The sequence below is a fragment of the Methylobacterium durans genome, from assembly GCF_003173715.1.
Taxonomy (GTDB): Bacteria; Pseudomonadota; Alphaproteobacteria; order Rhizobiales; family Beijerinckiaceae; genus Methylobacterium; species Methylobacterium durans.
Map to the genome: position 1 here is coordinate 5,060,558 of NZ_CP029550.1, position 22,909 is coordinate 5,083,466.

The 22,909-nt window shown below is 68.3% G+C and carries 16 protein-coding genes and 1 pseudogene; 9 read left to right on the forward strand and 8 right to left on the reverse strand.

Features of this window, described 5'->3' with window-relative positions:
* Positions 1 to 174: 174 nt before the first annotated feature.
* The 3 genes and pseudogenes from DK389_RS23345 to DK389_RS34515 all read right to left on the reverse strand — a co-directional run bounded on the left by DK389_RS23345 (position 175) and on the right by DK389_RS34515 (position 2,925).
* On the reverse strand, positions 175 to 522 hold the full coding sequence (locus DK389_RS23345) for a hypothetical protein (protein ID WP_109893172.1): 348 nt from the start codon (positions 520 to 522) through the stop codon (positions 175 to 177).
* 294 nt (positions 523 to 816) lie between these two features.
* Positions 817 to 1,779, reverse strand: a pseudogene (locus DK389_RS23350) (IS630 family transposase).
* A gap of 789 nt (positions 1,780 to 2,568) precedes the next feature.
* Positions 2,569 to 2,925 carry a hypothetical protein gene (locus DK389_RS34515; RefSeq protein ID WP_236960292.1) on the reverse strand — a complete coding sequence of 119 codons (357 nt, stop codon included), beginning with the start codon at positions 2,923 to 2,925 and terminating at the stop codon, positions 2,569 to 2,571.
* Positions 2,926 to 3,367: 442 nt separating this feature from the next.
* Here DK389_RS34515 and DK389_RS23360 point away from each other — a divergent pair, with 442 nt between their 5' ends.
* From DK389_RS23360 to DK389_RS23370, 3 genes are all read left to right on the forward strand, one after another.
* Entirely contained in the window at positions 3,368 to 4,498 is a 1,131-nt protein-coding gene (locus DK389_RS23360) for a 2OG-Fe(II) oxygenase (protein ID WP_109896764.1), read from the forward strand.
* Between the two features lie 312 nt (positions 4,499 to 4,810).
* The gene (locus DK389_RS23365; RefSeq protein ID WP_418292074.1) at positions 4,811 to 6,079 is read left to right on the forward strand and encodes a hemolysin family protein; all 1,269 of its coding nucleotides are present in this window, start codon (positions 4,811 to 4,813) and stop codon (positions 6,077 to 6,079) included.
* A 445-nt stretch (positions 6,080 to 6,524) separates the two neighbouring features.
* Positions 6,525 to 8,150, forward strand: coding sequence for a hybrid sensor histidine kinase/response regulator (locus tag DK389_RS23370; RefSeq protein ID WP_109893174.1), 1,626 nt, complete (start codon positions 6,525 to 6,527; stop codon positions 8,148 to 8,150).
* A gap of 319 nt (positions 8,151 to 8,469) precedes the next feature.
* Here the strand turns inward: DK389_RS23370 and DK389_RS23375 are convergent, their stop codons facing one another.
* Positions 8,470 to 9,453, reverse strand: a complete 984-nt coding sequence (locus tag DK389_RS23375; protein WP_109893176.1) for a LysR family transcriptional regulator — start codon at positions 9,451 to 9,453, stop codon at positions 8,470 to 8,472.
* Positions 9,454 to 9,671: 218 nt separating this feature from the next.
* Here DK389_RS23375 and DK389_RS23380 point away from each other — a divergent pair, with 218 nt between their 5' ends.
* From DK389_RS23380 to DK389_RS23395, 4 genes are all read left to right on the forward strand, one after another.
* Entirely contained in the window at positions 9,672 to 11,021 is a 1,350-nt protein-coding gene (locus tag DK389_RS23380) for a dicarboxylate/amino acid:cation symporter (RefSeq protein ID WP_109893178.1), read from the forward strand.
* Between the two features lie 64 nt (positions 11,022 to 11,085).
* Complete coding sequence (gene leuC / locus DK389_RS23385; RefSeq protein ID WP_109893180.1) at positions 11,086 to 12,516, forward strand: 3-isopropylmalate dehydratase large subunit; 1,431 nt, start codon at positions 11,086 to 11,088, stop codon at positions 12,514 to 12,516.
* Positions 12,517 to 12,519: 3 nt separating this feature from the next.
* Positions 12,520 to 13,131, forward strand: coding sequence for a 3-isopropylmalate dehydratase small subunit (gene leuD / locus DK389_RS23390; RefSeq protein ID WP_109893182.1), 612 nt, complete (start codon positions 12,520 to 12,522; stop codon positions 13,129 to 13,131).
* 10 nt (positions 13,132 to 13,141) lie between these two features.
* Positions 13,142 to 14,029 carry an alpha/beta fold hydrolase gene (locus DK389_RS23395; protein WP_109893184.1) on the forward strand — a complete coding sequence of 296 codons (888 nt, stop codon included), beginning with the start codon at positions 13,142 to 13,144 and terminating at the stop codon, positions 14,027 to 14,029.
* Positions 14,030 to 14,197: 168 nt separating this feature from the next.
* On the opposite strand, the gene DK389_RS23400 is transcribed toward DK389_RS23395, so the two are convergent.
* Positions 14,198 to 14,812, reverse strand: a complete 615-nt coding sequence (locus DK389_RS23400) for a carboxymuconolactone decarboxylase family protein (protein WP_109893186.1) — start codon at positions 14,810 to 14,812, stop codon at positions 14,198 to 14,200.
* Between the two features lie 433 nt (positions 14,813 to 15,245).
* Between DK389_RS23400 and DK389_RS23405 the strand changes: the two genes are divergently transcribed.
* Positions 15,246 to 17,507 (forward strand): hypothetical protein, encoded by a 2,262-nt coding sequence (locus DK389_RS23405; RefSeq protein ID WP_236960293.1) that lies wholly within the window; start codon positions 15,246 to 15,248, stop codon positions 17,505 to 17,507.
* Positions 17,508 to 17,633: 126 nt separating this feature from the next.
* Here DK389_RS23405 and DK389_RS23410 read toward each other — a convergent pair whose 3' ends face one another.
* Both DK389_RS23410 and DK389_RS23415 read right to left on the reverse strand, forming a co-directional pair.
* The gene (locus DK389_RS23410) at positions 17,634 to 19,049 is read right to left on the reverse strand and encodes a TadE/TadG family type IV pilus assembly protein (RefSeq protein WP_109893188.1); all 1,416 of its coding nucleotides are present in this window, start codon (positions 19,047 to 19,049) and stop codon (positions 17,634 to 17,636) included.
* A 253-nt stretch (positions 19,050 to 19,302) separates the two neighbouring features.
* Positions 19,303 to 20,277, reverse strand: coding sequence for an ABC transporter substrate-binding protein (locus DK389_RS23415; RefSeq protein ID WP_109893190.1), 975 nt, complete (start codon positions 20,275 to 20,277; stop codon positions 19,303 to 19,305).
* Between the two features lie 463 nt (positions 20,278 to 20,740).
* Between DK389_RS23415 and DK389_RS23420 the strand changes: the two genes are divergently transcribed.
* Positions 20,741 to 22,501, forward strand: coding sequence for a cache domain-containing protein (locus tag DK389_RS23420; RefSeq protein ID WP_236960295.1), 1,761 nt, complete (start codon positions 20,741 to 20,743; stop codon positions 22,499 to 22,501).
* 230 nt (positions 22,502 to 22,731) lie between these two features.
* On the opposite strand, the gene DK389_RS32775 is transcribed toward DK389_RS23420, so the two are convergent.
* The gene (locus DK389_RS32775; protein WP_162560803.1) at positions 22,732 to 22,881 is read right to left on the reverse strand and encodes a YjiS-like domain-containing protein; all 150 of its coding nucleotides are present in this window, start codon (positions 22,879 to 22,881) and stop codon (positions 22,732 to 22,734) included.
* Positions 22,882 to 22,909 lie beyond the last annotated feature (28 nt).

The window sequence follows — 22,909 nt, forward strand, 5'->3', positions numbered from 1 at the left end:
ATCCTCCTGCCGCCAGATGATCCGATGCAGAGATCCGTGCTTGATCAAATGGGACAGGAGAATTCATTCTTTGACTGTGACCGCCCTCGGTTCGTTTTTCGCAATACGGTGTGATGTGTCACCCTGAGGGCGCTGATATCTCTCGTGCTCGGACGATACGCTCCAGCTGCGGCGTCAGTGCTTTGCGTCCGTCCTGTGGCCGTTGACGCTGGTGAGGTCCGCGCTCGGCGTGGCGGGTGCCACCCCGTCGAAGATCGTCTTGATGACCCGGGCGACGCTGGCCCCCACCTCCGGCGGTTGGATCGACCGCGCCCGCTCAACAGCCTCCGCCCTTAGGGCGTCGTGGTCTACGAGGCCAAGACGCTCCAGCTCGTGCAGCAGAAGCGCATTCATCACCAATCCCGCGATGGTCTGATGGGCCGTCGCCGCCAGGGCTTTCCCGGTCTGATTTACACTCTCCGCCTGGGTCAGAGCCAGTTCGGTCAGCTGCTCGTTGGTGAAGGGGGCGCCGATGTCGCTCATACTATGCCCGCGCCGCAGTAGCGCCTTAACCTCGAATGTACCGTTCGGCAGCGGACCAACGATTGGCCAACGCAGGATCAGAACTCTCCTTCTTTCTGCCAGTTCTGCGTGGGCTGCTTGATCGAACAAGACCTGATCATCGTTCGAGCGTCTTTATAGGCTCGCAAGCAGCGCGTCAGGGGGTAAGGGTCAGATCTGGGGCCTGACAAGCTCTGCAGCGGGCAGCCGCTCAACCCCGTGTCGGCTTATGAAAGCTGAACATGTCTCATTCCATAAGGCTAGAGCTGTTCCCGGTCACATAGCGACGGCCAAGCCGTCCTCGCATCCGGCTGCAGCGAGGTAGTTGCGGCACTCCTGCGGGATGAAGCGGATGAAAGCCTGCCGGATTGCCGCCCAGAGATCCGCGATGGTGCGAGCTGCCGCTTTGCGCAGCAGCGCCTTGAGCTTGGCAAAGGCCTGCTCAATCGGGTTGAGATCGGGGCTGTAGGACGGCAGGTACATGAGCCGGGCTCCGGCTGCCTCGATCGCGGCCTGCACGCCTGCGACTTTGTGGGCGGGCAGGTTGTCCATGACGACGATGTCGCCCGGCTGCAGCACCGGGATTAGGGTCTCGGTGACATAGCTGCGAAAGTGCCTGCCGTTGGTGAGGCCATCCAACAGCGCGGTGGCGCACAGCCCGTGGGTAGCGCAGGACGGCCGTGACGGTGGTGGTTTTGAAGTGCCCCTGCGGCGCCGCAAGCCGGCAGCGCTCGCCGCACGGAGCCCAGCCATAGCGGCGCGCCATGTTGGTGGCTGCGCCCGCCTCGTCCAAGAATACGAGTTGGTCCGGATCGAGCTCCGGCTGAGCCTCGAACCGAGCCTCGCGGGCAGCCCGTACGTCGGCGCGCTCCTGCTCAGATGCGTGCGTCGCCCCTTTTTCCAGGTGATCCCGTGCCGCTGGACGAAGCGCGACAGGCCGCTCGTGCTGGTCTGCACGCCCCGCTCAGCCAAGCGGTCGCGCAGCTCACGCAGGAAGAGACGCGGCTCGTGGCTAGAGGTCGCCAGGATCAGCGCGGCATGCGCCTCGATCTGCTTCGAGGTGTGATCGCCGCCCATGGGCTTGGGGGCGAGTTGGCCCTCGTGGCGGAAGCGCTCCGACCAGCGGCTGGCGCTGGACACGCTGACCCCGAAGCGAGCGGCGGCGCGACGGCAGGAGGCACCCGCCGCCACGGCAGCCACGACACGCTCGCGCAGGTCCACAGACAGGGGCGAAGGCATGGGCAATCTCCTTCACCCGTCAACGCCCCACCCGCAAACCCGTCTCAAGCAGCGCGGGACCTGCTCTATGTGTCTGTGAAATCGAGGCCGCATGCCGCTAAAGCCGCGGGCAATGATCCCAACGAGGGCATTTTCTCTCTTGTTTTCCCTGTTAGCAGGGAAGGGGAGGTAGAGACCGGCTCGCAGACGACTGCGTGCACCACCAGGCATTCTGCGCGAAACGCGCCATTTCCGAGCACACCAGAGATCGTCGGGATCTCAGATCCTTGGCCGGATGCGAGCAATTCTCGCGCCCGCTCTCCCGCCCCCTTTAGAGGCCGTCGGGTACCGCTCGGCAGGCCGCGTCTCGCGCGCTCTCTGATCAGCTTCCGCGTCCGCCGAACCCTCATGCCAGGAGACCGGTTCGCTGGAGACGCTGTTCGCCGCGCTGAGACAGGCCAGCTCGCTCTCCACGGCCTGCATTCGCGACCAGACTTCTCTCGCGAACGGAGCGGACATGTTTACGTCCCGAGGGACCGCTTTGGCATCGCTGCGTGAGGCGACCTTGAACCAGGGCGGCCACCGCGTGAAGGCGATGGGCCGGGTGCAGCCGGCCATTGAGCAGATTCAAGCCGGCATCGGGTGTGCAAATCAGCAGGGTGGAGGCGCCGCGCCCAGATCGCGTGCTGCGGCGATCCAGGCTCGCAAATCAGGGCGGCGGTGTTCAGCGACCGCCCTGCCGCCGACGACAGGTTCCGGCTGCGGCGACCGTTGTCCGGCAGCCGGTGCCACTGCTCTTCGAGAAAAGCTTCAATCGCGTCGGGTTCGAGCCAGCCACACGAGGGGAACGAGCGTTGCGGCGACGAGCAGCGCTGCGGACACGAGTCCGGCAGGCGTTGCCCGAGCCGTTGCCCGAAACGCGATCGATTGGCCGATCGTGAGATCGACCGTCGCTCTCATCTCCTCCGGGTGGGGAGCGGCAGTTGCGGAGGCGAGTTCCGCCTCCGAGGCAGACAGGCGATCAATCGCGCGCATCGTCCATTCCTCAAGCGATCTGAGGTTCCGCACCTCGATATCATGCGGTCGGTCGACGGTGTGTTGGCTTGGGTCCGCCCGAAGAGCCAGAATCGCGAATCCGCCGAAGCCGATGCCGATGCTCGCGCTCACCAGGGGGAGGACGGGTTAGACGATAGGTGACAGACGCTCCGCATGGATCGACCTCTGCCGTTGCGTACCGATGGCAACCCCGATCCCCACCGAACCGGTCCCGGAACTGACGCCTCGTCCGTGGACGCTACCGCAGGCAGAGCAGGCCTGCCGATGCCCGAGACCATCCGCAGCAAGGTGGTTGGCATCGGAGATGCCGTGCCGTCCATGGCGTGGGGAGCGAACGTCGCCGGCCGGGAAATCACTGTACAGAGCCAGCCTGCTTGGTGCGTGAAGATCATGACGAGATTTACGATGGTGAAGCGTGATTGTTTTTCACGATGCGTATCCTTTCCATCCATCGTTTAACCATGCGGCAGTTTTCAATTTGCCATGGAAGCGCTGTCAATCTTTCATACAAAGAGCGTGATAGGATTGACGAAGTTTATCAGCGATGCAGGCCATGAACGCCAAAACTGATCAGGCGCGAGCGTACGTGCAGCTTCTGCCAGGCGATCCTGCACCCTGGTTTCATCAGCGCTCATCGGGCAATCCGCGCTACGCGTTCGACACGGTCGCCGGTCGCTACGTGGTGCTCTGCTTCTACGGATCCGCCGGCGATGCGCAGGCGCAGCGGGCCATGACGGCCGTCGCAGCCAATCGCCAGCATTTCGATGATCAGCGGGCGAGCTTCTTCGGCGTCAGCATCGATCCGGCCGACGAAGCGCAGCAGCGGGTTCGGGAGAGCATTCCCGGCATCCGCTTCTTCTGGGACTTCGACACTGTCGTGAGCCGCCTGTACGGCGCTGCGCCGAAAGCGCCTGCGCAGGATGGGGCGACGACCTCAAGGCGCTTCTGGATAGTGCTCGATCCGGCCCTGCGCGTTCTCAGGATCTTCCCGCTCGACGCGCACGCGGCGCTGTTCGCCTACCTTGATCAGCTGCCGCCGGTCGGACACTCGGCCGGCTTCGAGGTTCAGGCACCCGTCCTCGTGCTGCCGAACGTGTTCGAGCCCGAACTCTGCCGGCACCTGATCGACCTCTACGAGCAGCAAGGTGGCTTCCAGAGCGGCTTCATGCGCGAGGTCGACGGCAGGACCGTCGAAGTGCACGATCGCAGCCACAAGGTCCGCAAGGACCTCATGATCGAGGACGAAGGGCTCACCAAGCAGTTGCAGGCGCGCTTCCTGCGCCGGGTCATCCCGCAGATCGAGAAGGTGCACTGCTTCAAGCCGACCCGCATGGAGCGCTACCTCGTCGCCTGCTATTCGGCCGAGGACGGCGGCCACTTCCGGGCGCACCGGGACAATACGACGACCGGCACGGCGCACCGCCGGTTCGCGGTCTCGATCAACCTGAACGCGGAGTTCGAGGGGGGCGAGGTCAGCTTCCCGGAATACGGGCCGCGCAGCTTCAAGCCACCGCCAGGCGGTGCCGTGGTGTTTTCCTGCTCGCTCCTGCACGCGGTCTCGCGCGTCACGGCAGGGCGCCGCTACGCCTTCCTGCCGTTCCTCTACGATGAGGCCGCGGCCAAGATCCGCGAGGCCAATGCCGCCAAGCTCGCGGGCGGCAGCGCCTATCGGGCGACGGCATAGCTGAGATCGCCGGCCCTTCCCCGGGCCACATCCCTCCTTGCACAGGGGGAGCACCACCGATGCGGCACCGGGCCCGCGAGAACCGCCGCATCGAGGCGCGGCACGCATCCGGTCGACGATTGCGTGGGAAAATCCCAGCCCGCATCAGCGCGGCCGGCCCGCCTTGGCAGGCTCGGATCGCCCGCGTGCTCTTTCTGGCAGAGTGCGATCGGTTGGCCCGTATCGAGCCTGCTGCTAGGTCTGCCACGCGGCGTGGCTCGGGAGGCGAAGATTTCGGACGACGGTCTGGGGACGATTCTGGGGCTCATCGCGGTGCTCCTGCTCGTGCTCGCAAATGGGTTCTTCGTGGCCTCCGAGTTCGCCCTCGTGGCCGTCCGCAGGAGCCGTGTCGCCGAACTCGTCAACGAGCGGCGGACGAACGCCAAGGCCCTGCTCTGGGCCACCGACCACCTCGACGCACACCTCGCCGCGACCCAGCTCGGCATCACCATCTCGTCCCTGGCGCTGGGCTGGGTGGGCGAGCCGGCCCTCGCCCACCTGATCGAGCCGGCCCTGTCGTGGCTGCCGGAGATGATCTCCGCGGCCGCCGCCCACACCGTCGCGGTGATCATCTCCTTCGTCATCATCACGGCGCTGCACATCGTGCTCGGCGAGCTCGCGCCGAAGAGCCTCGCGCTCCAGCGCAGCGAGCGCACGGCGCTCGCCGTCATTCGGCCGCTCGGCCTGTTCCTGCTGGTCTTCCGCCCCGCCATCCTGTTCCTGAACGGGCTCGGCAACGGCGTGCTGCGCCTGTTCGGCTTGCAGCCGGGCCACGGCGAGGGCGGTCAGCACTCGACGGCCGAGCTGAACCTCCTCGTCGAGGCGAGCCGCGAGGCCGGGCTGATCCGCGAGGCGCAGCAGGAGGCGGTCGAGCGCATCTTCGACCTCGGCGAGCGCCGCATCCGCGAGATCATGACGCCGCGCCACGAGATCGAGTGGGTCGACCTTGAGGATGGGCCGGATCGCATCCGAGAAGAAGTGCGAGCCTGCAACCATGGGCAGGTCGTCGTCAGCCGGGGCACCGTCGACGAGGTCGTCGGCGTCGTGCGCAAGCAGGATCTGCTCGACCAGTTGCTCGACGGGGGCTCGTTGGACCTGCGCGTCGCCGCGCAGCCGCCCATCGTGGTGCACGAGGCCATGTCTGTGCTGGCCGTGCTGGAGACCTTCCAGAGGAAGCCGGTGCAGATGGCCATCGTGGTCGATGAATACGGCAGCCTGGAGGGCATCGTCACGGCCACCGACCTGTTGGAGGCCATCGCGGGCGAGATCCCGGAGCCGGGCGACGAACCGGCCGTGGTCGAGCGGAAGGACGGCTCGTTACTGATCGACGGCATGATGCCCGCCGAGGACGCGTTCAAACGCCTCGATCTGCTCGGCGAGCCAGAGACGGGCGACTTCCACACGCTGGCGGGCTTCGTCATCTCTCAACTCGGCCACATCCCGGCGGTGGGCGACAGCGTCGAGGTGCATGGCTGGCGCTTCGAGGTCGTCGACATGGACGGCCGGCGCATCGACAAGGTGCTGGCCCACCCCCTGATCTGAGACGGGCGGCTCCCCGCACGGGGCTGGCACCTGTCTTGGAGGGGAAGAACGGCCGCGGTGCCCACCCCGGCCATAAATTCCCGCGGCTTCGCATGACCCGGATGGCCGCAGCCAGGCCCGGCGCGTGATGGGCTCGCCGATGAGGTCTGCGACGAGCCCCGTCTCTTGGACCCCGTTGCCTTCGGCGAGGCCGAGGACGTCCTCGACGCCGAGGTCGCGTCCTGTGCGGCCGAGACCTGCTGCAGCTCGAGGGCACGAATGGCGCCGGGCCTACGCCCGGCGTTTCACAATGGGCGCCCGGCAGCGCCCTGCGACCTTCTGCGTAGGGAACGATACATCGGTGAAAGCGCTGCCGTCTGGCACTGCGCGATGATTGCGCGCAATCGTTCATCATCGTGGTTCGAGGCAGGACGGGCTCGGGTCATAAGCAGGAGATCCGCACCGGATGGTCACGTCGCCCGAGAAGCCCAAGACGAACGGGCCGCACACGCCCGTCACCGGCAGCGGCCCGTCCGGCGTCGAGGATGTCCATCACGACATCTTCTTCGCGGCCGTCGAGACGACGCGCATGCCGATGATCGTCACCGACCCGCACCAGCCGGACAACCCGATCATCTTCGTCAACCGCGCCTTCGAGCGCATGACCGGCTACACGCGCCAGGAACTCATCGGCACGAATTGCCGCTTCCTTCAGGGGCCGGAGACCGACCGCGAGACCGTGGACGAGGTGCGGTCGGCCATCGCCGAGCACCGGGAATTCGCCACCGAGATCCTGAACTACCGCAAGGACGGCTCCTCGTTCTGGAACGCCCTGTTCGTCTCGCCGGTGTTCAACCGCTCGGGAGATCTCGTCTACTTCTTCGGCTCGCAGCTCGACGTCTCGCGCCGCCGCGACGCGGAGGAGAGCCTGCACCAAGCGCAGAAGATGGAGAGCCTGGGCCAGCTCACCGGCGGCATCGCGCACGATTTCAACAACCTGCTGCAGGTCATCTCCGGCCACAACGAGGTGATGCTCGCGCTGATCGACCATCCCGACATCGATGTCGGCCGCCTGCGGCGGGCGGGCGAGGCGGTGCGCGACGCCTCCGAGCGGGCCGCGAAGCTGACCCATCAGCTCCTCGCCTTCTCGCGCAAGCAGCGGCTCGAAGGGCGCCTCCTGAACCTCAACGGCCTCGTCCAGAGCATGAGCGACATGGCCGAGCGGTCGCTCGGGGATCACGTCGTGCTGCGCCAGGATCTCGCCCCGGACCTCTGGAACACCCGCATCGACCCGACCCAGGCCGAGGTGGCGCTCCTCAACGTCCTCCTGAACGCCCGCGATGCCATGACCGGCGGCGGCACCGTGACGGTGAAGACCGAGAACCTGCTGATCGAGGATGAGGACGCCGCCCTCTACAAGACGGTCGGTCCGGGCGCCTACGTGGTCATCTCGGTGACCGACACCGGCAGCGGCATGGCGCCGGAGATCCTGACGCGGGTCATGGAGCCCTTCTTCACCACGAAGGCGGATGGCAAAGGGACCGGGCTCGGGCTGGCGATGGTGTACGGCTTCGCCAAGCAGTCGGGCGGCTCGGTGAAGATCTACTCCGAGGTCGGCCACGGCACGACCGTCCGCCTGCTCTTCCCGGCCTCCGACCAGAAGATAGAGGACGAGCGCAAGGCGTCGCAGCGTGCCGCCGACCGGCACGGGACCGAGACCGTGCTGGTGGTGGACGACCGGCCCGACGTGGCGGCGACGGCCGGCATCATTCTGGAGGATTTCGGCTACAGGGTCACCGTGGTCGACGGCCCGAAGGCGGCGCTCGAGGTGCTCGACGGCGAGGCGCGGATCGACCTCCTGTTCACCGACCTGATCATGCCGGGGGGCATGAACGGGGTGATGCTGGCGCGGGCCGCGCGCGAGCGGCAGCCGAAGATCAGGGTGCTGCTGACCACGGGCTACGCGGAGGCGTCCCTGGAGCGCACCGATGCGGGCGGCACCGAGTTCGAGGTGATCAACAAGCCCTACAAGCGCATGGAGCTGGCCCGGCGCGTCCGACGGGTCCTCGATGGCCCGACGGGCGTGGGCTGAGAGAGCGTCCCGAATATCTAGCCACCGATCGACCGCTCCCGGAAGGCCGTCTCAGCCGGCGCAAAGTCGGCTCTCAGCGCACAACGCTGCCGGCCGGGTGTGGCCGAGCACGGTCAGTTCACTGTGGGGCTCAAACCGTGGGCACGCGGGTACCCTGCGCGGCTCGGGTGAAGAGTTCGGAACGATCCCTTGCCGATAGTGGGCTGGCGCAGGTCGCAGATCCGCCGCGGAGTGCAGGGCGGACGCTGGCGCAAGCGGCCGCAGCATCGGCCAGTCGGTGCCGCTTCCGCACGCGCCGCAATGCGGCGATCGCTGGAAACTAGAGCGGACCCGTGTCCTTCGAAGCCAGCGCGCACGGGCCTGATTCCTCGACGCTATCCCCGGCCGGCACATCCCAGTCACGGCCGGCCACGAGCGCCCACAGGCGCTCCGCGGCCGGGCTTTGGCGTGCGCGGGGGCGGTAGAGGCGGATCTCGATCGGGATGTCGTTCTCGGCACCGGCAGCACGCACCAGCCGTCCGCGCTCGAGGTCGTCGGCCACCACGCTCAAGGGCGCCCATGCGATGCCGCGGGCGTCACGCGCCATGGCGACGAGCACCGAGGTGAGATGCGAGGCGAAGACCGGCCTCACCCTGGCCTCGCTCCGCTCCAGCACCCGCGCGCGCGCGACGATGCGACCGAGCCCGGACTCTCCGGTGTAGGACAGCAACGGCAGCGGCGTCTCCGGTGCTCCCGGCAGGGCAAAGAGCGGCCCCGCCCCGTCCGGGCGGGGGACGCTCACCGGAAGCAGGACGTCGGTTCCGAGATGGACCGAGCGAAACTGGTCCGAGGCCAGCATGTGCGTGGTGGCCGGATGGTCGTGGCAGAGCAGGAACTGCGCCTCGCCGCGCAGCATCATCTGCTCGCAGGCGGCCATGTGGGCGGCGGTCAGCTGGATGGTCCCCTGAACGCTCTCGAAGCTCTCCAACGTCCTCAGCCAGTTCGGGAAGAAGCTGACGGAGAGCGTCTGCGTCGAGGCGAACCGAACGGTTTCGGCCGCCATGCGACCCGCCTCGCGCGCCGCCTCACGCCCCTGGAAGAGGCGCCGAAGCGTCTCCTCGGCCACCGGCCGGAAGCGTTCGCCCGCGGGCGTCAGCGTGACGGGCAGGACGTCGCGCGTGAACAGCGGGGCGCCGACCCATTCCTCGAGGGCACGGACGCGTCGGCTGAAGGCGGGTTGGGTGATGCAGCGCTGCTCCGCCGCGCGCGAGAAGTGCCCCAGGTCGACCAGCGCCAGGAAGTCTTCGAGCCAGGCGGCGTCCATCCGTCGAGCCCTCTTGCCAAGTCGGGGCCCTCGGGGCGCCGCCCCCGGGAACCGGCGGGAAGGATGGCGAGCCCTCGCACGGCGGTCAACGGCGGCCCGGCATCACCTGATGCAGCAACGGCATTGGCGAAATCGGCCGGGCTCTGGCCCTCTGCTGCGAACCGCTGCGGCCGAAGGCCAGGATGGCGGCCCGACCAAAAGCAACAGGGAGACGCGCCGTGCAGAGGGTTGCCCAAGCGCAAGCGAAACCGCTCTACAGGAGCCTCTACGTCCAGGTCGTCGCCGGCATCCTGCTCGGCGTCGCGGTCGGGTACGCCGCGCCGAGCTTCGGCGTCGACATGAAGCCGCTGGGCGACGTCTTCATCAAGATGATCAAGATGGTCATCGGCCTCGTCATCTTCTGCACCGTCGTCGCCGGCATCAGCGGCATGAGCGACATGAAGAAGATGGGCCGGCTCGGCGGCAAGGCGCTGCTCTACTTCGAGGTGCTCTCGACCCTCGCCCTCGTCATCGGCGTCGTGGTCGGCAACCTCGTGCGGCCGGGCGCCGGCATGAACGCCGACCCGAGCAAGCTCGATGCGGGGGCGGTCGCCAAATACGCCGGCGCCGCCAAGGAGCATGGCACCGTCGACTTCCTGATGGGCATCGTGCCCAACACGGTCTTCGACGCCCTCACGAAGGGCGAGATCCTGCCCGTCGTGTTCATCGCCGTGCTGTTCGGCTACGTCCTGTCCAAGATGGGCGATGCCGGCCGGCCCCTGCGCGACCTCGTCGACGCCGCCTCGCACTGGATCTTCGGCGTCATCAACGTGCTGATGCGGTTCGCGCCCTTCGGCGCCTTCGGCGCCATGGCCTACACGATCGGCAAGTTCGGTCTCGGCTCGCTCGGGCAGCTCGTCGGCCTGATCGGCACCTTCTACCTGACCGGCGCGATCTTCGTGTTCGGCGTGCTCGGCCTCGTCTCGCTCTGGGCCGGGTTCAGCCTGTTCAAGCTGCTGCGCTACCTCAAGGAGGAGCTGCTCATCACCCTCGGCGCCAGCTCGTCGGACGCAGCGCTGCCCTCGCTGATGGAGAAGCTGGAGCATCTCGGCTGCTCGAAATCGGTCGTCGGGCTCGTCGTGCCGACCGGCTACATCTTCAACGCCGACGGCACCTGCATCTACATGACGCTGGCCGCCCTCTTCGTGGCGCAGGCGACCAACATCGATCTCACCCTGACGCAGCAGCTCGCGATCTTCGGCGTGTCCCTGCTGACCTCGAAGGGCGCCTCCGGCATCACGGGAGCCGGCTTCATCGCCCTCGTCGGCACGCTCTCGGTCGTCCCCGCCATCCCGCTCGCCGGCATGGCGCTGATCCTCGGCATCGACCGTTTCATGAGCGAGGGCCGGGCGATCGTGAACATCATCGGCAACGCGGTGGCCGCCGTCGTGATGGCGAAGATCGAGGGCGAGCTCGACATGGACCGGATGCGCGACGTGCTCGCCGGCCGGCTGGTGGAGGAGTACCCGGTCGGCGGCGACGCCGAGGCGGCGCCCCGTAGCGTCTTGGCGGCTCCCGCGACGGCCTGACGCCCGAAACTTCCGAGGCGCGGCCCGCGCGGCTGCGCCTCCCCCCCCTGCAGGACGTGAGACGATGTCGCCCCGCACCCTCTACGACAAGCTGATCGACAGCCACACGGTCACCCGCCTCGACGATCGCGCCGGTCCGGGCGCCGAGGTGCTGCTCTACATCGATCGCACCATCCTCAACGAGTATACCAGCCCGCAGGCCTTCAGCGGGCTCCGCGAGGCCAAGCGCCCCGTCTGGCGGCCGGACGCGTCACTGATGGTCGTCGACCACGTCAACCCGACAGCGCCGAACCGGAACGCCGAGATGCCGGATGCGGGCGGCGCCAACCAAGTGCGCTACTTCGGCGAGAACAGTCGCGACTTCGGCATCGAGCTTTTGGACGTGCTGCACCCGCTGCAGGGCATCGAGCACGTCGTCGCGCCCGAACTCGGCTTCATCCTGCCCGGCATGATCGTGGCCGCGGGCGACAGCCACACCACCACCTACGGCGCGCTCGGCGCCCTCGGCTTCGGCATCGGCACCTCGGACATCGAGCACTACCTCGCCACCCAGACGCTCCGGTACCGCCGCATGCGCACCCTGCGCGTGACCCTCGACGGCACGCTGCCGCCGGGCGTGACGGCGAAGGATCTGGTGATGGCCCTGATCGCCAGGATCGGCGCCGCCGGCGCGACGGGCTACGCGGTGGAGTTCGCCGGCGACGGCCTCGCCGCCCTCCCGGTCGAGGGCCGGATGACCATCTGCAACATGGCTGTCGAAGCGGGTGCGCGCGGCGTCATCATGGCACCCGACCAAGCGGTGCTCGACTACGTCGCCGACAAGCCGCGGGCACCGAAGGGCGGTCTCTGGGACGAAGCGGTCCGGTTCTGGTCGACCCTGCGCACCGATCCCGATGCCGTGTTCGACCGTGAAGTGCACCTGGATGCGGCCGAGATCGAGCCTCTCGTGACCTGGGGCATCAGCCCCGACCAGGCCGTGCCGATCGGCGGCCGGGTCCCCGATCCGTCGTCCGAGCCCGATGCGGCCCGGCGAAGGGACATGCAGCGCGCGCTCGCCTACATGGATCTGGCGCCCGGGACCGCGCTTGCGGAGGTGCCGATCCAGCGCGCCTTCATCGGCTCCTGCACCAACGCCCGGCTCTCCGACCTGCGCGAGGCGGCCAAGGTGGTGCGTGGCCGGCACGTCGCCGCGGGCGTCCGCGGCATGGTGGTGCCCGGCTCCTCCAGCGTGCGGCGCGCCGCCGAGGCCGAGGGCCTGGACCGCGTGTTCATCGAGGCCGGCTTCGAGTGGCGCCAGTCCGGCTGCTCGCTGTGCCTCGCCATGAACGACGACGTCCTGGAGCCGGGCGAGCGCTGCGCGTCGAGCACGAACCGCAACTTCGAGGGCCGCCAGGGCGCCGGCGGCCGCACCCACCTGATGAGCCCCGCGATGGTCGCGGCGGCGGCGATCGCCGGGCGCCTGACCGACGTTCGCCGCCTCGCCCGGGAGAACTGAGCCATGCAGCCCTTCGAGACCGTCACCGGCCCGGCCCTGCCCCTCCCGGCCGCCAACGTCGACACCGACGTGATAATGCCCAAGCAATTCCTGAAAGGCATCGACCGCAGCGGGCTCGCCCGGGGGGCGCTCCACGACCTGCGCTTCGACGCGCAGGGCACGCCGCGCACCGATTTCGCGCTCAACCGACCGGAATGGGCGGAGGCGCGCTTCCTCGTGGTCGGCCCGAATTTCGGCTGCGGCTCTTCGCGCGAGCACGCCGTCTGGGGCCTGCTACAGCTCGGCATCCGCGCCATCATCGGCACGAGCTTCGCCGGCATCTTCGCCGACAACGCCGCCAACAACGGGCTCCTCCTGGTCAGCCTCGACCCCGAGCCGGTGAGCGTCCTCACGGCCCTGGCCGCCGATCCGGAGCGGAACCGCCTCACCATCGACCTGCCGGGACAGGCCATCCTCGCGGCGGATGCCACGCGCGTGGACTTCGAGATCCCGGCGACGCGCAAGGACGCCCTCATCCGTGGGCTCGACGCCATCGGGACGACGCTCGACCAAGCCGCCGCGATTCGCGCCTTCGAGGAGCGGTACCACGCCGCCCACCCCTGGCTCGTGCGCTGAGGAGCGGTTCATGGCGACGATGGACCCGTTCCTCTCGGGCTTCGAGCTCCGCGACATCGACGCCGGCGCGGTCGGCATCCGCGCCGCGATCGGCGGCTCGGGCCCACCCCTGCTGCTTCTGCACGGACACCCGCAGACCCACGCGACTTGGCACGCGGTCGCCCCCCGTTTGGCCGAGCGGTTCAGCGTGGTGGCCATGGACCTGCGCGGCTACGGCGATTCCGACAAGCCCGGGGGAGGCGAGGGGCACGCCAATTATTCGAAGCGTGCCATGGCAGCCGACGCGGTCGCCGTGATGCGCAGACTCGGGCACGAGCGCTTCGCCGTCGTCGGGCACGATCGCGGCGGGCGTGTCGCCCATCGCATGACCCTCGACCATCCCGCGGCCGTGACGCGCCTCGCCGTGTTCGACATCGCGCCGACCGCCACCATGTACGCGCGCACCGACAGGGCCTTCGCGACGGCCTATTTCTGGTGGTTCTTTCTGATCCAGCCCGAGCCGCTACCGGAGCGCCTGATCGGCGCCGACCCGGAATTCTTCCTGCGAACGCATATCGAGGGGCAGTCGAAGACGCCCGGCGTGCCGGGACCCGGCCTCTTCGCCGAATATCTGCGGGTCTACCGCGATCCGGCGACACGCCACGCCATCTGCGAGGATTACCGGGCCGCGGCCACCATCGACCTGGAGCATGACGCCGCCGATGCGGACCGCCAGGTCGAGGTCCCGCTCCTGGCGCTCTGGGGCGCGAAGGGCACGGTCGGCCGAACCTACGACGTGTTGGCGACGTGGCGTGAGAAGGCCACCGATGTGCGCGGTCACGCCCTCGATTGCGGCCATACCCTGCAGGAGGAGCGCCCGGACCTCGTTCTCGCCGCCCTCGGCGACTTTCTCTGCTGAGCGCGACCCGATCCGGCCTGCATCGCGGCAAGCCGTTCTCAACCGGTCCGTCGCGGCCTGCGAGATGCGAACGCTGCGATCACCGCAGGGTGATGCCGGACGTCGGCGCGACGAACGGGTCCTCCGCAGGCGCACCGTCCCATGATGGCGGGTGTCGGCTCCAGTCGCTCACTGGGGCAGTCGCGGCAGAGGTGTGCCGTCCTTCGGCAAGCCGTACCGCGCCGTATTCAGCTCCATCGCGAGGAGCGTGTAGTAGCCGCAGATCGCGGCCAGATCGACGATCCCCGGCTTGCCGAACCGCTCCTCGGCCCTGGCGAAGGTCGCGTCCGAGACCGCCTTGTTGACCTGCAACTCACTGACGAAGTCGTAGACCAAGCTCTCGTCCGCGCTCATGTCCTCCGGCCGCCGCCCATCGCGGATCGCCGCGATGATTTCCGGCCTGATCCCGACCTTCTGCGCGATCGGCGCGTGGACATACCATTCGTAATCCTGCGTCCAGTGTCGTGCGACGACCAGGATCGCGAGCTCCGAGAGGGTGGTGCCGATCCTGGGCTTGTAGCGGAGGTAGTCGCCCATCGAGCGGGCCAGCGTCATCACGTCGGGCGAGTGCATCAGCGGCTCGAACGGACCGAAGACCGGCGTCTTGCGGGCCGCCTCGAAAGCCGAGGCGGCCTGTTGCTGCTCGGCGGTGTACTGGCTCGGCGGAATGGTCGGCAGCCGGTCCTCACTGCGGGCCGTGAGCGGCGACAGAACCAGGGCCACCGCGATTGGAAGGCGCTTCATGAGTCGAACTCCCCCTGCAAGGGTGGTGTCGCTCCAAAGCCTCGAGAGATCAATGAGGTGCCGGTGATCGATGATCGGCGAGGGACACCGCAAGCCGTTCGCCCGTCGGCACGAGACCGCGACAGCGGGTCTGTCCGAGGCCGTCAACGGCAGGGCGAACGCTGCACGCACCGCAAAAACCCTCACGGTGTTTTCTAAACCCATCGCCGAGGTTCGGCCCGGAATCGCGGGGTCGGCCGCCTTGGCATCAGCCTGGATCATGCCCGGGTCGCGCCGGCCTTCGGCGCCCCGAGCGCGCGTCTCGCCGACGGCTCGAATTTCGCTCCGTCGTTCAGATGGAACCTCGCGCCACGCTCGTCCCATTGCGGACGAAATTCCCGCGGCAGGTCCCGCGCGCTTGCATCTGCCTCGCCCGCGGTTGCTGATCCCCTTGATGAAAGGGCCTGCACGGCCAGGCATCATCGGGCAGGGCACCGCGTCCGTGGATTGGCAGCCGAAGATCGAGCAGCACGGTTCAGCGGAGCGAGGACGAGCCTGGCTCGCCAGGGTCTGGCGTTGGTATATGCGCCTCCTGCACGCCGCCTTCGCGACCTTGGTCGGCGCCATCGTGCTCGTCCTCGGCGTCCTGTTCGTGAATTACGTCGTCCTGTCGACGCCGAAGGCGCGAGCCTACCGCGATCTCGACCCCGCGACCCCCGAATGCAGCGACGGGCTCGCCCGAGGCTGGACCGTCCTGGCGGATACCGGGCGCCGCCAGCGCACCGGAACCACCCCGGTCGATGACGGCGGGTGGATCGATGCCAGCAACGACGAGAACGCCGCCGTCGCGGGCGATCCCCGCTGGCGCACGCGCTTCCGCTGCGCCCTGCAACGCCACGTCGTGACCGCCGAGCGCCCGGACGGCAAGCCGCTCGACTACACGCTGGGCTTCCTGGAGTTCCAGGAAGACGGTGAGCCCTATGCCCTTGTGTCCCGCAGCGGCGGCAGTGACGTGGCCAACACCAGCGCGATGCTGCGCCACGCGATGGAGAGCCAGATGCGCGCGAGCGGCAAGGCCGCCTCCGGTATCAGGCCGGTGATCACGCAGCTCGACGCGCTCAAGCAGCACCTCTCGACCGGATCGAATTACGTCCTCGTCTTCGTCCACGGCTGGCGCCACGATGCCCGCATCGGCGACGGCAACGTCGCCGACCTGCGCCTCTACGCGGCTCACGTCGCCCGCTTCCTGCAGCAGCGCTGCCCCACCGACCCGAAGGCGTGCGAGACCAAGGTCACGGCCATCTACGTCGGCTGGCGCGGCGCACGGGTCGACGAACAGGGCCTGAGGGATCTGCTGGGCGACGCGGTCGGAGGCTTCTTCGGCAGCGTCTCGGCGGCCGCCACCCTGTTCGATCGTAAACCGGTCAGCGAAGCCGTCGCGCCCGCGGCGATCTCGGCCCTGCGCTCCATCGAATCGGTCCTGGTTGCACCCCGGTCGGATGGCAGCCAGCGCAACAACCGGATGATCGTGGCCGGGCACAGTCTCGGCGGCAACATGCTCGCCACCGGCCTCAAGGACGACGTGCTGAAAGCGGTGCGCCGCCACGCCTTCGGCAGGACGCTGCCGCCGGTCCTCGGCAACCTCGTCGTCCTGATCAACCCAGCCTCCGAGGCGAGCAAGTGGACGGCGATTCAGCGCGCGGTCTGGGAGCGCGTCGCCCTCCGCGCCGACGAGCACACACCGGTCGACGAGGTCGTTCGCGACACCGGCTTCTTCCCGCCCGAGCAGCGCCCCGTGCTGATCTCGGTGACGGCCGCGCTCGCCTTTCCGGCCGGTGGATTGCGGCCGGGCGACTGTGCCTGGATCGGCCTCGACATCGACGACGGGTTCCAAGTCGCGCGCCAGCGCATCCGGCAGAGGCTCGCGAGCACAGACGCCATGTTCCATTCCGGCGTCGACTACGATTGGGCGACGCACGACCTGTTTCCGACCTTCAAGCTCGATTTTCGCCCCGCGGCCCGCTTCCTCGATCGCGTCGCGGCCCGGTACGAGGGCCGCCAGCCGCGCGGGATGACCTGCATGCCGCCGAGGCATGCCGCCGCTCTCGATGCATTCCTGACGCTGCCGCTGCGCGCGCTGTCGGCGATCGCCGAGACCTTCCCGTTCCAAGTCAGCCTCCGGGAAGAGTCGCGTACGATCGGCAACCTCGATCCGCCGCGCCCGGCGGCCGGCGTCCTCGCGGACACGCAGCCCTCGGCGGCGCCGTTCGGCACCACGCACGAAATGCTGGGCCTGCACGACACGGGCCGGGAGCGCCATCACGCCTACGCGACGTTGGCCGACGCGCCGATCGACTGCCCGCGTTCGGATGGCTGGCTCACCCGGGCGCGGATGCGCAGGCAGGACCGCTTCACGCAGTTCTGGGACAGCGAGGATCTGGCCGCCGATCCCGCGGGACCGGGCCTCGGCAGGCCGGCGGCACGCTTCGTTCACGGACTCCACCTGAGCGGCATCGCGCCGATCACGCTCGCCAACGATCCGTTCTGGAACCTGCGCGCCTTTGACAATGCGCTCTCGCGCCACGACGGCTACCGTCTCACGTCCTTCATCTGCGCCATGAACCAGCTCGTGATGGATGACATCACGGAGTCCACTCCGCAGATGATCGACACGATGGGACCTCTTGGCGGTCACGGCTTCAACGTGAAGCCATGACGTGTCGTCGATATCGGCTCCGGGCCGCATCGACGGCCGCGGCAGGGCCTGGCGCGCCTCACCTTGCTCGTTGCAGCCCGCCGGTCGCCTGATCGGCCGACCCATTCCCGTCAGGACGGCGGCTTCTCACTGGGTCAGCATGAGCTTGCCGGAGAGGGGGCCGACGCCCTTCGGCACGGGAACGCTCGTGGCGTCGTAGTTCGCGTTGAGATAGAGGTTCGGCCCTTCGTAGAGATTGACCTGCTGGGCGACGATGACGGTATAGGCGGACTGATCCGCGACCGGCCGGCTCGCGTCGATCACCAGCCGTCCGGCCGGCAGGTAGATCGTGCCGAGCATCGTCCGCGCGTTGTCGCTGATGATGCGGTAGGTCCGCAGGGGCTTGGTCAGCCCCAGCGGCGGCGGCGTCGGCGGGATCGAGTTGCCCGCGATGAGGTCGATCACATCGAGAAGCGGATCGAGCGGTGAGTTGACCGACCGCTGCTCCGACATCAGCAGACCCGCCATCACACCCGTGGTCGGTGCCGCGAGGCTGATGGTGGTCTTCTTGTCGAAGAGCAGGCCGCCCTTGTCGCCGGTGAAGAAGAAGCCGACGTCCACGCCCGACAGGGTGGCGTTGTCCTTCACGATCAGCGGTCCGTTCTTCATGACGTAGATGCCGGCCTTCAGCGTCGCGACCGCCGAGCCGGCGATCTGCAGGCCGCCGCAATAGGTGCCCGGCTCCAGGGTGAAGGTCGTGTCGACCTTGTTCTCGCCGAGGCGGAGCTTGCCGTCCTTGCGCGCGGAGGCGGGCAATTGCACGCAGTCGCCGAGGCTGGGCTGGCCGGTGTTCTTGAGCGGATCCTCGATGGCAGGACAGTCGGTCTGCGGGTTGGGCGCGAAATTGGCCTTCGCTCCGTCGAAGCCGCCGGCCGAGCAGATGATGTCGGCGCGGGCGAGGGCGTTGTCCTTGCCGACCATCCCCTTGCTGCTCTTGGAGTTCGAGTACAGCGAGCAGCTGTTGGCCGTGACCTGGGCATTCTTCTGCAGATTGAAGGCCCCCGGCGCGCCGGGATCGAGCGCCAGCATGCACAGCCTCATGCGGCCGACCACGTTGGCGCGCGCTTGCGCCGCAACGGTGGTGGTTCGGATACCCACGAAGGCGCCGAAGGCGAGCCCGATCGTCTCCTCGGCCCGCGCGAAGACGCTGGTCTTGTCGTCGGCGACCGTGACATTGACCGTCAACGGCTGACTTGCGGAGGCCTGGGCGGCGTCGCGGATGGTCTGCTCGGTGAGGCCAGCGATGCTGGCGGGGTTCGAGGCTGCGAGCTTCAGGGCATTGCCGCCGGCCAGCGTTCCGGCATCGACGGCGGCCTGCAATTGACCGCGGCGGTGAAGGAGGCGGGCATAGTCTGCGGCGCCCCCCGCGACGCCGATCAGCACCGCGGCGCAGAGCCCGAAAATGACGGCCACGGAGCCGTGACGATCCCGGCCGAACCGGTGCGCGGGCCGCTCCGAGCAGGCGAGGTGCCGATGAGCGTGCCGTCCACGCCGAAGCCACATGGTGCGCTCTCGTTTCAACTTCCGCGCAAGAGGTACTTTGGAACCCGTCTCAGGCGAGTTAATGCGGGCTCAAGGTCCGTCGGCGGCACCAGGGGCGCGCCCGACGGGCCGGGCGGGGGATTGCCGGGCCCCGAACAGGTGACTGCGCAGCTTCGTCTCCGACGGGAACACCTCCCGGCGTCGCGCGAGGCTGGCCCATGTCGAATGCCGTCCATCGCCTGGAAATTCCGACGATGGGTCGGTCGCAAAGCCCTCATTCGATCACCTGATCGGCACTGATCATCAGCGATGGCGGAAGAGACACGCCGAGCTCGATTGCCGCCTGCAGATTGATGAAGAGCTCGACCTTCGTGACGAGCTGGACCGGCAGGTCGGCGGGCTTCTCACCCTTGAGGATCCGCCCGACATACACGCCGGCATTGCGATGTGACTGCGTGAAGTCGCCGCCATAGCTCATCAAGCCGCCGGCGAGGGGAAAATCCCGGGATTGCGTGATCGCGGGGATCCGGTGCCTCAGGGCCAGACGCGCCAATGCTTGACTGCGGTTGGCGAAGTAGGGGTCGGAGGTAAACACGAGACCACCCACCTCCTGCCGTGGAAGGTGCGTGAACACGGCGCCGAGTTCGCCCTCGTTGCTCGCCTGCAGCTTCCGGATTCCCACGCCGATCGTGTCCGCGGCGACTTGGAGACTGCGCAGCTGGGACGTTGCGGTCGGGCTGGTGGCGTTGGCGACGACTCCGAGGGTGCCGACGCCCGGCAGAACCTCATGCAGGAACTCCAGGCGCTTGCGCGAGACTTCGACGCTGAGACTCGACACGCCGGTCAGATTGCCGCCCGGCCGCGACAGGCTGTCGACGACGCCGAGCGCGACCGGGTCGCCGCCCATCTCGAACACGATCGGAAGCACCGTCGTCGCGGATTTCGCAGCAAGGGCGACAGGGGCGCCACCGGGTGCCGCCAGAACCGAGACCGGCAACCGAACGAGCTCCTCCGCGAGCGCCGACAGGCGGTCGTAATGCCCGTCGGCCCATCGAAACGCGATCGCCACATTGCGGCCCTCGCTGAATCCGGCCTCGGCCAGCCCTTCGCGAAACGCCGCGAGGCGGCTGGTATAGGTCTCGGGAGATTCGAGACCCAGATATCCCACAACCGGCATCGTCGGCTGGCGCGCCCGGGCCGGGAGAGCACCGGCTGCTCCGAGCAGGAGGATGAACGCACGCCGCCTCATGGGATCCCCATCGTCCGATCAGGATCTCGACCTCGAGCGAGCCTCGGGGCGCGCGCGCCCGACCGACCCACGGCCGGCGATGGCGATGCCCGTCGCGCCCCGTCCCATCCGTGCATCCGCGGCGTCGCTGCGCGGCGTCTGGCCACCATTCCGATCCGGCAATGCCGGCATCCGGGTTCGACGGCCTCGTACGCGCCGTGCAGGACACTCCAGCCGATGCCGAGCCGTCCCGTTCACCTCGCACCCTTTCCGGTGCCCGTCTGCAGGAATAGATCGCGCGCTTCCCGACAAAGGTTCGTCCGCGGACCCTGCACTGACCCGGTTGTCCGCCCGTGGCATAGTGAATTCCCGGTTCCAGGCCGCGGAGAGGCGATCCCATGGGGCGGTGTGCCATTCTCGTCCGGGGAGGCGTGTGCGCCACGCACATTCTCGGCAGCGGGGGGCCGACCGCTCGTCGCCGATCATGATGGGCGCTCCAGCCCGCGCCGGCGATCACCACCTTCGTGGGTCTCTCCTGCGCAAATACTTCCTCGCCTTGTTCGCGGCCGCGGTGGTGCCGCTCCTCGGCAGCGGCGCCACGGAGGCTTGGTTCGGCTATCAGGACCAGCGTGAACGACTGGACGAGTTGCTGGGCGTCGAGGCGCGCAGCGCCGGATCCCGCATCCAGAGCTTCATCGACGGCATCCGGGACCAGCTCGGTTGGATGGTGCAGCTGCCTTGGGAAGCGGGTGCCGAGGACAGGCAACGGTTGGATGCCCTGCGGCTCATGCGCCAAGTGCCGGCCATCGTCAGCCTCACGCTCGTCGACGGGGCGGGCAAGGAGCGGCTGAGCATCTCGCGCGTCGGCCTCAATCAGATGGGCAGCCTCGTGGACCGGTCCGCCGATCCCGCATACGCCGGAACCCGCATGGGCCGCGTCTGGTACGGGCCGGTGACGTACTTCCGCAATTCGGAGCCCGTCATGCGGATCGCGGTCGCCGGCAACCGCGCGATCGTCGGCATCGCGATCGCCGAGATCAACCTCAAGCTGATCTGGGACGTGATTTCGAGCATCCATGTGGGGGGCACCGGCCACGCCTTCGTGCTGGACGCGGAAGGTCGGCTCATCGCGCATCCCGACATCAGCCTCGTTCTCCGCGGCGGAGACGCGGCCGCCGCGCGCCCGCTGCGGATGCTCCGCGATGCGATCCGGGCGGAGGGTGGATCGGCGATCGGCCGTGACATCTCGGGCGCGTCGCTGATCGCTGCCATGGCGGTGGTTCCGGGCGTCGACTGGACCGTCATCGTGCATCAGCCCCTGCGCGAAGCGTTCGGCCCGATCGACACAGCACTCCGGCGAACAGGCGCCCTGCTCCTTCTCGGCAGCGCGTTCGCGGGCATCCTCGCCTTCTGGCTGGCGCGTCGGATGACAGGTCCGATCCGGCAGCTCGAAGACGGCACGGAGCGGATCGGCGCAGGCCATTTCGAGCATCGCATCGCCGTCTCCTCGGCGGACGAGCTCGGCCGGCTGGCGCAGCGCTTCAACGCCATGGCCGGCGAGCTCGCCCTCTCGCAGGAGCGGCAGGAGCGCATCGCCCGCCTTCGACGCTTCCTCGCCCCACAGGTCGCCGAGCTCGTCGACCGAACCGGAGACGACAGCGTCCTCGAAGGGCGGCGGGTGGAAGTCGCGGTGATCTTCTGCGACCTGCGCGGGTTCACGCCGTTCTCGGCAAAGGCGGCCCCCGAGGAGGTCATCCACGTGCTCGCCACGTATTTCGAGGCGCTGGGCCGCGTGATCACCGAGCACGGCGCCACCCTCACGCAATTCACCGGGGACGGGCTGATGGTCCTCGTCAATGCGCCCGTGGCCTGCCCGGAGCCCAGCCTCACGGCGATGAGGCTGGCGATCGCCATGCAGGACGCCGTTCAGCCTCTCGTCGTGGAATGGCGCCGCCGAGACTACGCGATCGGCTTCGGGGTCGGCGCGACGATGGGACCAGCGACCGTCGGGCAGATCGGGTACGAGAACCGGCTCGACTACACGGCGATCGGGCCCGTGGTGAATCTGGCCGCACGCCTCTGCGCGGCCGCGGAGGACGCGCAGATCCTGATCGATGCGGCGCTGGCCGGCCGGATCCAGGACCGGATCGAGACGATCCCCCTCGGGTCGCGGGTTCTCAAGGGATTCGACGCCGGAATCGAGATCTACAGCCTCGTTCGGCGTACCCCGGTCGCCGCCGGATAGCGCTGTTTGCCGGTCGCGCGGTAGGAATCGGCAGGTTGCGCGGAGCCTCTCGTCGCGATGCTGGCGGACCGAGCGTTCCGGACCCCGACCGCGACGCCTCCTGCCCTACGGCTCGACCCCGGGGCCCCCCGAACGTCGTCGGTTCTGTCCAGGACCGGGTGGGCAGCCGATCCCGGTTGCGGATGCGCCGCCGTACGATCCAGCGACACGTTCCCCGACACGGCGAGATCCTAGCGCCGCAGGCGGGCGTGACGCTCGTCCAGTTCGTAGCGGCAGAGGCCGATGTCTTCGAGCATCCGATCATCGAGAGCCGCGAGCTCGTGATCTGCCTTCCGCCGCTCGCACCACAGGCGAAAGCTGCGCGTGATGGCTGTGAGCATCGTGTGATCTCCGCACCAGGGGCCGGCG

Bases quoted from the DNA above. Each gene is read 5' to 3' on its own strand.
- DK389_RS23345 (WP_109893172.1), bottom strand. From the start codon at position 522: ATGAGCGACATCGGCGCCCCCTTCACCAACGAGCAGCTGACCGAACTG.
- DK389_RS23360 (WP_109896764.1), top strand. From the start codon at position 3,368: ATGAACGCCAAAACTGATCAGGCGCGAGCGTACGTGCAGCTTCTGCCA.
- DK389_RS23370 (WP_109893174.1), top strand. From the start codon at position 6,525: ATGGTCACGTCGCCCGAGAAGCCCAAGACGAACGGGCCGCACACGCCC.
- DK389_RS23375 (WP_109893176.1), bottom strand. From the start codon at position 9,453: ATGGACGCCGCCTGGCTCGAAGACTTCCTGGCGCTGGTCGACCTGGGG.
- leuC (WP_109893180.1), top strand. From the start codon at position 11,086: ATGTCGCCCCGCACCCTCTACGACAAGCTGATCGACAGCCACACGGTC.
- leuD (WP_109893182.1), top strand. From the start codon at position 12,520: ATGCAGCCCTTCGAGACCGTCACCGGCCCGGCCCTGCCCCTCCCGGCC.
- DK389_RS23395 (WP_109893184.1), top strand. From the start codon at position 13,142: ATGGCGACGATGGACCCGTTCCTCTCGGGCTTCGAGCTCCGCGACATC.
- DK389_RS23400 (WP_109893186.1), bottom strand. From the start codon at position 14,812: ATGAAGCGCCTTCCAATCGCGGTGGCCCTGGTTCTGTCGCCGCTCACG.
- DK389_RS23405 (WP_236960293.1), top strand. From the start codon at position 15,246: ATGAAAGGGCCTGCACGGCCAGGCATCATCGGGCAGGGCACCGCGTCC.
- DK389_RS23410 (WP_109893188.1), bottom strand. From the start codon at position 19,049: ATGTGGCTTCGGCGTGGACGGCACGCTCATCGGCACCTCGCCTGCTCG.
- DK389_RS23415 (WP_109893190.1), bottom strand. From the start codon at position 20,277: ATGAGGCGGCGTGCGTTCATCCTCCTGCTCGGAGCAGCCGGTGCTCTC.
- DK389_RS23420 (WP_236960295.1), top strand. From the start codon at position 20,741: ATGATGGGCGCTCCAGCCCGCGCCGGCGATCACCACCTTCGTGGGTCT.
- DK389_RS32775 (WP_162560803.1), bottom strand. From the start codon at position 22,881: ATGCTCACAGCCATCACGCGCAGCTTTCGCCTGTGGTGCGAGCGGCGG.